Consider the following 8,060-nt stretch of genomic DNA (forward strand, 5'->3'; position numbering starts at 1 on the left):
AAATATAAAGGAGGAATTAATACTAAATAACTATATATTTAATCTTTATTGTATTTTTTAATGAAATTTTAAATTGAATAGTTCTTTTTAAAGAACATTATGTTAAAAAATCTCGTTGTTTATATGGAATTGTGTTATTTGTTTTCTGATTTTCCTATTTAAAAACATAATTTCTAGGTCTTATAGTTTACATTTGATAGGTATAATTAACTAGAGAGAATCAAAATACAGTTCTCTTAATGGCACTGAACTATTCAAGACTTTCTGGATTGAGTAGCCGGAGAGAACGAGGTCGCGGAAGCAAGAGAAAGACCTTATGATGAAGAGATGGCGAAGCATGCCAAAGAAATAATGGTTTATTTGGAATTAAATAAAATTAGAAATTTGCCATAAACATTGTCGGCCTATCCAATAAGATTATTTACACAGTAGGTAAAACTCGAATCTGATCCTTTTGATTAGGTTCGGGTTTTTGTTCTATTGTACAATATGTGAAAAATGACACCGCAGAGGATATGGTGTTTCATTCATACTTAGAGGCTGATAGTTTTTGAAATACAATTAAAAGAAGTTAAAGAAAGTTAAAGAAAGTTAAAGCAAGCCATAGCAATACGATTAGTTAAGTAATGTAGAAAGTGTAGTGTGTAGCAATCCGAAAGTTTACTATATAAGAAGTGAACTTCACTTGCAATATGAATGACATAACAAGATAAATATCCAGAGTGCCAATCTCCTGTTTCAATAAGGAGATTGGCACAGATTTAGAAAGTAAGGTGCATGAAGCTCTGGAGACAGAAAGTTAAAGAAACATTTATACATTATATTCCAGAATAAACTATCTCAAGAAGCAAGAGGAAACCCGAACAAGTTGTGTAATGAGCTAATAAGGCAGGAGAAGATAAAACAGGGAGATGATTCTCCCTGTTTTATTTGTTCTAGAGAGGATGCAATAGATATGATACACTCCCCACTAAAAAACTTGGAACAAAATCATAAAACTTATTGAAGTTATCTCTATTTTTCGGACGGGGAATGATTCGAATTTCGTGATGTGCTGAGGGCTGATGTTGAGAGTTACAATTAATTACATAACTAAAATGAAGAAGCGTTCTGATGGGGAGGCTTTTTTAATTAGTAATTATTATCTTTATTATATCTGAATTGCTGACTCATCTAAGAGACAATGTTGCTTTTGAAATTGAAACGCTAGTCAGTTATTGCACTGAGACTGATCCAGTTAAATATATTGAAACAATTTTAGGATTAAAAGTAGCATTGGATGTGGTTAGCAATAATTTTGATACATATATTTAAAGAACGCTAATTAGGAAGTGATGCTATGCCGTTTATTGGTGGGATTATATTAGTGGTATTTTTAGCTTTTGTGGTTTGGATGTTGTTAACTCCAATTTTCAATAAGGTTGGGGAAAAAGTCACTAAGAAATATGGACAATTTACTAAAGAGGAGAATGCGAATGATGAAGAATCTGAAGACGTTTAAAGTTGGTGCAATTGTAGTAGGTGTAGTAATTATTATTGTAGCATTAGTCGTGAGTATGTTTATAACACGTATTCCTAATGGATATGTAGGCGTAGTGTATTCCCCTAATGGAGGAGTAAAAGATAATACACTAAGCCAAGGCTGGAAGATAGTAGGAGCTTTTGACAAGGTTACTAAATATCCAATTCGTATTCAAACAGTGGAATACAAAGACATCCAGATCGCAACTTCTGATGGTAAAAGTATCACCATCGATTTTGCTTACAACTACCAGGTAGAGCCCGATAAGGTATCATCTATTTTCAATAAATTTGGACCTATTAGCATAGAAGAAATTGAAGACACATATTTGAAAACAAGATTCCGTGATGCTGCACGTAAAGGTATTTCTAAGTTTACAGTAATAGATGTCTATGGAGAAAAATCATCTGATGCAGCAGTTGATGTCCAGCAGCGCTTTTCTGATGATGTAAAAGAACTCGGTTTCATTGTCTCAAATGTAACAGTAGGAGTGCCTCAACCAGATGCTAAAACACAAGAAGCAATTGATAAACGAGTAGAAGCTTCTCAAGAACTTGAACGTAAGAATACCGAACTAGAGATTGCTAAGAAAGAAGCAGAAAGAAAAAGAGTTGAAGCACAAGGTAATGCAGATAAATTATTAATCGAAGCTGAAGGCCAAGCTAAGGCAAATAAAGAGTTGCAACAATCATTAACGGATGAGTTAGTACAGTATGAAACAATTAAGAAATGGGATGGAGTATTACCATATGTGAGTGGATCTAACACTCCAATGATTCAGCTACCTGCTCAGAAGGCCGAGACAAGTAAATAAAATATGGGGAGGAGACTCTCCCCTAAATCTTTACTATAGCTATATTTGAGTGAGAAGGAAGGACGAAGAGTTAATAAGCAAATATCTCGATCAATAACGAGCCTTCTAATGAAGCCAGAAAGAATTTAAGCAGAGTGTTTAATGAGCTAATAAGACAGGTAAGATATAACAGGGAGAGAATTCTCCCTGTTTTTATTTTTTTTAGAGAGGATGAATTATGATGTTAGATAATACTGAAAAACATAAACGTAGACCCAACCGGCTCATTAACGAGAAATCTCCATATTTACTCCAACACGCTCATAACCCAGTCGATTGGTTCCCTTGGGGTGAGGAAGCATTCAGTAAAGCAAAAAGAGAAGGTAAACCAATATTCTTGTCCGTAGGCTATTCCTAGTGGGGCTTAAGTCAACTTGTCATTGGTGTCATGTTTTTAAATTATACCTCTACTTATAAGTAACCTCGATTTTTGGATTATCCCCTGTATTTTTCTTATAATAAACAATTTTATCTATCACTTCTTTTAATACTTTATTCTTTGTTTCAGCATCTAAATCGGGGTTTTTTAGCACATTGATAGCACTTTGATATCGCTTAATTCTTTCCTCGTTGTTCATGGCTTCTTGCTTAGATTTTAGAATTTCATAATCAGTAAGATCAGATTGCAACTTATTGAGCTCAAGTTTCCGGTCATCCATCCGTTCTTGATATTCCTCTTTTTCATATTCTCCTTCTTCATATAATTCCTTAATCCGCTTTATTGCTTTGTTAACTTTTTCAATCTTTTTAATTGTGGTATCGATTAATTTGTCGTAGTTGATTAAGCTTTGAGGAGTTGATACTTCCTCTTCAAGTTCAAACTTTCTTTGTTCGAGTTCGATCAGTAGTGCGCGGATAATGGTCTCAACTTTATTTCCACGATTACTACATCTGTTTCCATACGGATCAGGTTTGTTGCATGGTTTAATCAGATCTTGTTTTTGGTTCTTACCTTGAATTTGCATTCCATAGCCACAGTATCCGCATTTAACTAATCCTGAGAGTATGAACGCTCCACGTCTAGCTGCAGGAGCGAATTTATTTCTCACTTTTATCTTAGAAATAATTTCTTGATGTTCTTCAGGAGTTTTAACTTTTTCATGACAATTCTCGATGACAATCCATTCATCTTTATTAAAATATTTCAGGTCTTTAGTCTTTTTGTTTTTGTGCGCAGAACCTTCAACTTTATTAGTAATGATCTTTCCTAGATGAGTCTCATCTATAAGAATTCGTCTAATGCTATTGTCATGCCAGGTGCTACCTTTAGGCGAAGGGATTCCAAGATTATTTAAATGAAATGAAATTCTTTGCAACGACTCTCCATTCAAGAATAGCTGCTTCATCAATTTGTAAGTTTCATGACTTTCAGAATCTACGACCAACCCTTTTCTACTCGGATCATAAACGTAAGGGAAGGGAGGGATACCATTTGTCCACTTACCTTGTCTTGCACCGAGCTTTTTGCCTCTTGTTAGCCTCTTTTTGATGGCTTTATATTCTTGTCGTGCTAACAAACCCTTCACATCAACCATTAGATCGTCGGAATCATCAACGAGATTATAAATCTTTTCAGGTGTGATAATAAATGTTTCTGAGTCTCTAAATACACGTTTAATTAAAGCCTGATCTTCTAAATCACCTCTACCTAAACGGTCATAATCAACTACAGCAACCGCATCAAACATGTTATCTTCAAGATCTTTAAGCAATTGTTTGAATTTAGGTCTGTACTCAATTGTTTCAGAGTTACCTATTTCTGAATATTCTATATATCGCCATCCACTTTGTTCACATAACTCAACTAGTATGTGCCTGTGTTTATCGAGATCAGTTTCTTCTTCACCACGAGATTTACGAAGATATAACGCAACGTCTTTAATATCGTATTCCATAACCTGTCCCTTTCTGTCTCATGTTATAGTTAAATTGTATGATTTATTGTAATTCATTACAAGTTAAAAATAAAAATAATTTATAAACGAAAAAAATACCCCTCAATAGGAAAATCTCATCCTAAAGAGGGGTATAGTTGTATTTTCAGTCAATTTCTAAATATGTATGTCTGAAAACCGCGTCAAATCAACGTTTTTTAAGCCTGTTTTCTTTATAAAATTACCATTTCATCTTAACTACTTATCAAGCTCATTTACTTCGTCTTTAATTGATTTCTTAGCTTCATTCGCCTTCACAGTCTTAATAATAACACCTGCAGCTAGGAGGAATGCTAGAACACCATTGATGGCTATCATCAATTGATCGTATTGCTCAGAGGTCAATTCTAAACCAAAAACATTCCCAACTGCCTGAATCATAAACAGGAACGCAGGTATTACAATTGTCCAAAACTCATAAGTTTTAAATTTACTCATATGTAACAACTCCTAATTTAGTTTTAATTATTTATTGAGGTAACGATACATAATAGTTGCGATATCATAAAAAACCTTGCTTCGACCGTCTGGTGTATTTAAAACTTGATTACCGTCTTTGTCATAAGACTTCTCAAAATGATCAATAGCAGTCTGAGCATAGGAGGGAGGAGCAGGCAATGAATTTAAACTTTCCAACTTAGCGACACGTTCATCGACTTTCTTTATGTATGAACCTTGTTCTTGTGAACCTTTTTTTAATACATCTTTACTGTTCACAAGTGACTCTAGTTGTTTACTTAAGCTTTTAACTGTTGCTTGTAACTCATCAAATGCTAATTTTTCTTCCTTAGTCATTGGTTGATCTTCATCCTTTACAACTGGATTAGTTAAACGTTGATACTCTGCTTTGATCTGAGGGATAAAGTTTTTATTAGCTGCAGCAATTGTGTTCCCGTCACCCCAGAATGCTGTACCCGGACATGTCTTACTAGACCTTCCTGGAATATAATCTGACAATCGCTCTCCTGTTACAGACACCCAGGCGTGATATACAATGTGAGTAGTGTTAATCGGTATATTAAACTTTTCAGCTAAACAAGCGTAAAGGTGGACGACAGACTCTTTTTGAAGCTCGGTAATTTTATCTCCACCTACATTAAAGTCAGCTACTATTTCTACACAGATACATTTACTATTGAATCCCTTAATGCCAGCTGGAATCCTATTCAAATTTCTATCTAGGCTAATTGCTATTCGACCATCTTCTAAGACTGATATATTCTGACCTGTAGCTGCCCATCCTTGAGACAGATGACTATTTCTCATACCCTCTAAACATTTGAATGGATCTTGATTCCTACGTGTGGTGTAATTGGGGAGATAAGTATGGTGTACTTGTAAATATTCAATTGGACGAGCTACATTTTGTTTCTTTAACCACTCACGAAACTCCGACTTGTCGAGTAAGAGAAAGTTTCCTTTTTGAATCAATTTATCATTCTCCTTTCTTATCAACTTTCCGCAAATAAACGAATAAGTCATATCGTTTAGTCCACGTTAAAATCGCCAAACTAATCAATCCTGTAGTTGTACCAAGTTGAGCCACAAACCATATGTATAGTTGAATTGTTTCAAGTAGAGGGTAATTCCATTCAAATACAACTGCTAATCTGATCAAAATAACTGAACACATTTTAATGGTGTAAGCACTGAGGAAGAATAGCATAGCAATCATAAACAAATTGACTACGCCTGCTTTAAAACGTTCCTTAAAGTATTTACGATGTGCGGAGATAACATAGATGGAACAAGTAAGAGAGAGGAGGTACAACGTCAATAAAATAATATCAATGGCTTGCATGATTATCCCCTTTATCATAGATGAGGTGTTTTGCTACGTGATTCTGTTCAATTACAACTTGTAGCTCCCGATTAATATCTTTATATCTGGCTATCGTAATTCTGTTTTTATCTGATTGTTCCATTATTTCTTTCGCTTTCTCTTGATGTACGGGGAGCTTTTTCATTAACCATTTAACTAAGCATTTCATGATTAATCACTCCCACCAGATGAATCTTTGTAGTTGACTTTAATTTTCTTCATAAACTCTAATACTTCTTTGAGTGCGCCTGTTTCTTGACCTTTAAGTATTTCCATTGCTTCATCTCTATCTTCTTCAACTTTATCAAGCATCCAACGAGGAACCAAATCCCCTTTGAGCACCATGCGAAGTACATAGATTAATGAGAGTATAGAAATAAAAAGAAGCACAGGAGTTATCCCATACTTCTCACCAAGTCCAAGAAGGCGTTCAATTAGAGTTAATGGATCTTCATTCATTTGAATCGCTTCCTTTATAGAGGAATAAATTGCGTAATATCCTTTAATATATTGTGAAATTAATTTGATATGTAAGGTAAGTGAACATCATCTGCGAATATAAGCCTATTACTAATAATTAATTTAATTGATTTTATCTAGGGCAAATGATACAATTTGTATCAAAGGTAGGGATAATGGAGGATGTTTAGCAATGAAAAATAGGAACAAAGAAAACAAAAAATCGAGACAGGTCACAATACTCCCATTAGCTGTAATGATAGTTGCACCCCTAGCAGTTTATATTGCTACAAGTTACATAACAGAAAAGAATGTAAGTGCATCAGAAAGAAATACATCATCGTCGTTCTCAGCTTCAAGTCTTTACGACAATTGGAGTTTCAGTGATAAAATCGCAAATAAATTTGGTGTGAATTATCTAATTGTTGGAGATAGCATTGGGCAGAGTACGGGAGCTTCTTCTACCGACAGCAACTGGAATATCCTATTAGAAAAAAAACTAAAAAATGAACACGAAGTCAACTCATACGGCCAATTGATAACTATTGGTGGCGGTACAGCATTTGATGGATTAGTAAATATCTACAATAAATCGAATGTAGACCCAGATGTAATCTTTTTATGTTATGGACAAAACGATCAAGGGAAATTAGAGATAAGCGAATATCAAGCAATTTACGAACAATTAATAATACACATAAAACAAAAATATCCTAATGCTCTTATTGTATCTTTAACGGAGAGCAGCTTATCAAAAACAGAGACTATTGAAACAATAAAAGAATTATCTGCATATTACGGTATTATCAATGTAGATTTAAAGCAAGCGTTTGAGAAAACCGGAAAGCCATATGAAACATTTACAGACGATGGCGTTCATCCCAATGATAAGGGGTACGAGATATACGCAAGCAAAATATACAATTCTATTGTAAATTCGTCTGAAAAAGATGATTTCAAGATGCCAACAAATCGTTTATATGCAGATTCGAATTTGTTTAAAGAATTGCATTATACTAGATTGTTAGAACAGAATAATTTCAGTTTGACAGAGGATGGCGCTATAGAGGGCCGGAAGATAGGTTCTAGTTTAAAAGTTGAATTTAAAGGCAATATGTTTGGGATATCACATCTAGGACATGCTTCTGGAGGAGTGTATGAAGTTTATATTGATGAAGAATTAATCAAAACCATTAACACTAATGTTCCTTTTGATATTACTCATACTGGTTTTATCACAGATAATCTTAAAGATGGAAATCATGTAGCAAAGATCATCATTAAAGAACTTCCAATCAATGGCTCTGTAGTGATGAATGGTTATTATACCAATGATGAATAGTTACTTATCGAGTAATTAAAATGTGTAATTTTTCTCGAATGTCATAAGACATGTCTTAACGCGAATATAATAAATTGAATATCCCCAATGCCAAAAAAAGAAAGAAGGTAAATGTTATTAATGTATCT

General features: G+C 34.1%; 9 protein-coding genes and 1 pseudogene. 4 read left to right on the forward strand and 6 right to left on the reverse strand.

The window, feature by feature from the left end; genetic code table 11:
* Positions 1-1,339 precede the first annotated feature (1,339 nt).
* The 3 genes and pseudogenes from KFT32_RS26790 to KFT32_RS26800 form a co-directional block, all read left to right on the forward strand.
* The gene (locus KFT32_RS26790; protein WP_211750400.1) at positions 1,340-1,501 is read left to right on the forward strand and encodes a hypothetical protein; all 162 of its coding nucleotides are present in this window, start codon (positions 1,340-1,342) and stop codon (positions 1,499-1,501) included.
* On the forward strand, positions 1,479-2,336 hold the full coding sequence (locus KFT32_RS26795; protein ID WP_211750408.1) for a prohibitin family protein: 858 nt from the start codon (positions 1,479-1,481) through the stop codon (positions 2,334-2,336). Before KFT32_RS26790 ends, KFT32_RS26795 begins: the two co-directional genes overlap by 23 nt.
* Positions 2,337-2,556: 220 nt before the next feature.
* Positions 2,557-2,730, forward strand: a pseudogene (locus KFT32_RS26800) (DUF255 domain-containing protein); the annotation flags it as partial.
* Between the two features lie 52 nt (positions 2,731-2,782).
* Here KFT32_RS26800 and KFT32_RS26805 read toward each other — a convergent pair.
* From KFT32_RS26805 to KFT32_RS26830, 6 genes are all read right to left on the reverse strand, one after another.
* Positions 2,783-4,270: a recombinase family protein gene (locus KFT32_RS26805; RefSeq protein ID WP_211750401.1), complete on the reverse strand. Its 1,488-nt coding sequence runs from the start codon at positions 4,268-4,270 to the stop codon at positions 2,783-2,785.
* 237 nt (positions 4,271-4,507) lie between these two features.
* Positions 4,508-4,747: a phage holin gene (locus KFT32_RS26810; RefSeq protein ID WP_211750402.1), complete on the reverse strand. Its 240-nt coding sequence runs from the start codon at positions 4,745-4,747 to the stop codon at positions 4,508-4,510.
* 27 nt (positions 4,748-4,774) lie between these two features.
* On the reverse strand, positions 4,775-5,740 hold the full coding sequence (locus tag KFT32_RS26815; RefSeq protein WP_211750403.1) for a peptidoglycan recognition protein family protein: 966 nt from the start codon (positions 5,738-5,740) through the stop codon (positions 4,775-4,777).
* A gap of 4 nt (positions 5,741-5,744) precedes the next feature.
* Positions 5,745-6,110 (reverse strand): hypothetical protein, encoded by a 366-nt coding sequence (locus tag KFT32_RS26820; RefSeq protein ID WP_211750404.1) that lies wholly within the window; start codon positions 6,108-6,110, stop codon positions 5,745-5,747.
* Positions 6,097-6,300: a hypothetical protein gene (locus KFT32_RS26825; protein WP_211750405.1), complete on the reverse strand. Its 204-nt coding sequence runs from the start codon at positions 6,298-6,300 to the stop codon at positions 6,097-6,099. Before KFT32_RS26825 ends, KFT32_RS26820 begins: the two co-directional genes overlap by 14 nt.
* Positions 6,301-6,302: 2 nt before the next feature.
* On the reverse strand, positions 6,303-6,590 hold the full coding sequence (locus KFT32_RS26830) for a hypothetical protein (protein WP_211750406.1): 288 nt from the start codon (positions 6,588-6,590) through the stop codon (positions 6,303-6,305).
* A gap of 193 nt (positions 6,591-6,783) precedes the next feature.
* Here KFT32_RS26830 and KFT32_RS26835 point away from each other — a divergent pair, with 193 nt between their 5' ends.
* A complete protein-coding gene (locus tag KFT32_RS26835; protein WP_211750407.1) occupies positions 6,784-7,932 on the forward strand; it encodes an SGNH/GDSL hydrolase family protein in 1,149 nt (382 codons plus the stop codon).
* The last annotated feature ends 128 nt before the right edge of the window (positions 7,933-8,060 follow it).

It is taken from the genome of Paenibacillus sp. Marseille-Q4541, assembly GCF_018310695.1.
In the GTDB taxonomy this organism is placed as follows: domain Bacteria; phylum Bacillota; class Bacilli; order Paenibacillales; family Paenibacillaceae; genus Paenibacillus.

What these genes read in the sequence shown, in the direction of transcription:
- KFT32_RS26790 (WP_211750400.1), top strand. Translation starts at nt 1,340, where the DNA reads ATGCCGTTTATTGGTGGGATTATATTAGTGGTATTTTTAGCTTTTGTG.
- KFT32_RS26795 (WP_211750408.1), top strand. Translation starts at nt 1,479, where the DNA reads ATGAAGAATCTGAAGACGTTTAAAGTTGGTGCAATTGTAGTAGGTGTA.
- KFT32_RS26805 (WP_211750401.1), bottom strand. Translation starts at nt 4,270, where the DNA reads ATGGAATACGATATTAAAGACGTTGCGTTATATCTTCGTAAATCTCGT.
- KFT32_RS26810 (WP_211750402.1), bottom strand. Translation starts at nt 4,747, where the DNA reads ATGAGTAAATTTAAAACTTATGAGTTTTGGACAATTGTAATACCTGCG.
- KFT32_RS26820 (WP_211750404.1), bottom strand. Translation starts at nt 6,110, where the DNA reads ATGCAAGCCATTGATATTATTTTATTGACGTTGTACCTCCTCTCTCTT.
- KFT32_RS26825 (WP_211750405.1), bottom strand. Translation starts at nt 6,300, where the DNA reads ATGAAATGCTTAGTTAAATGGTTAATGAAAAAGCTCCCCGTACATCAA.
- KFT32_RS26830 (WP_211750406.1), bottom strand. Translation starts at nt 6,590, where the DNA reads ATGAATGAAGATCCATTAACTCTAATTGAACGCCTTCTTGGACTTGGT.
- KFT32_RS26835 (WP_211750407.1), top strand. Translation starts at nt 6,784, where the DNA reads ATGAAAAATAGGAACAAAGAAAACAAAAAATCGAGACAGGTCACAATA.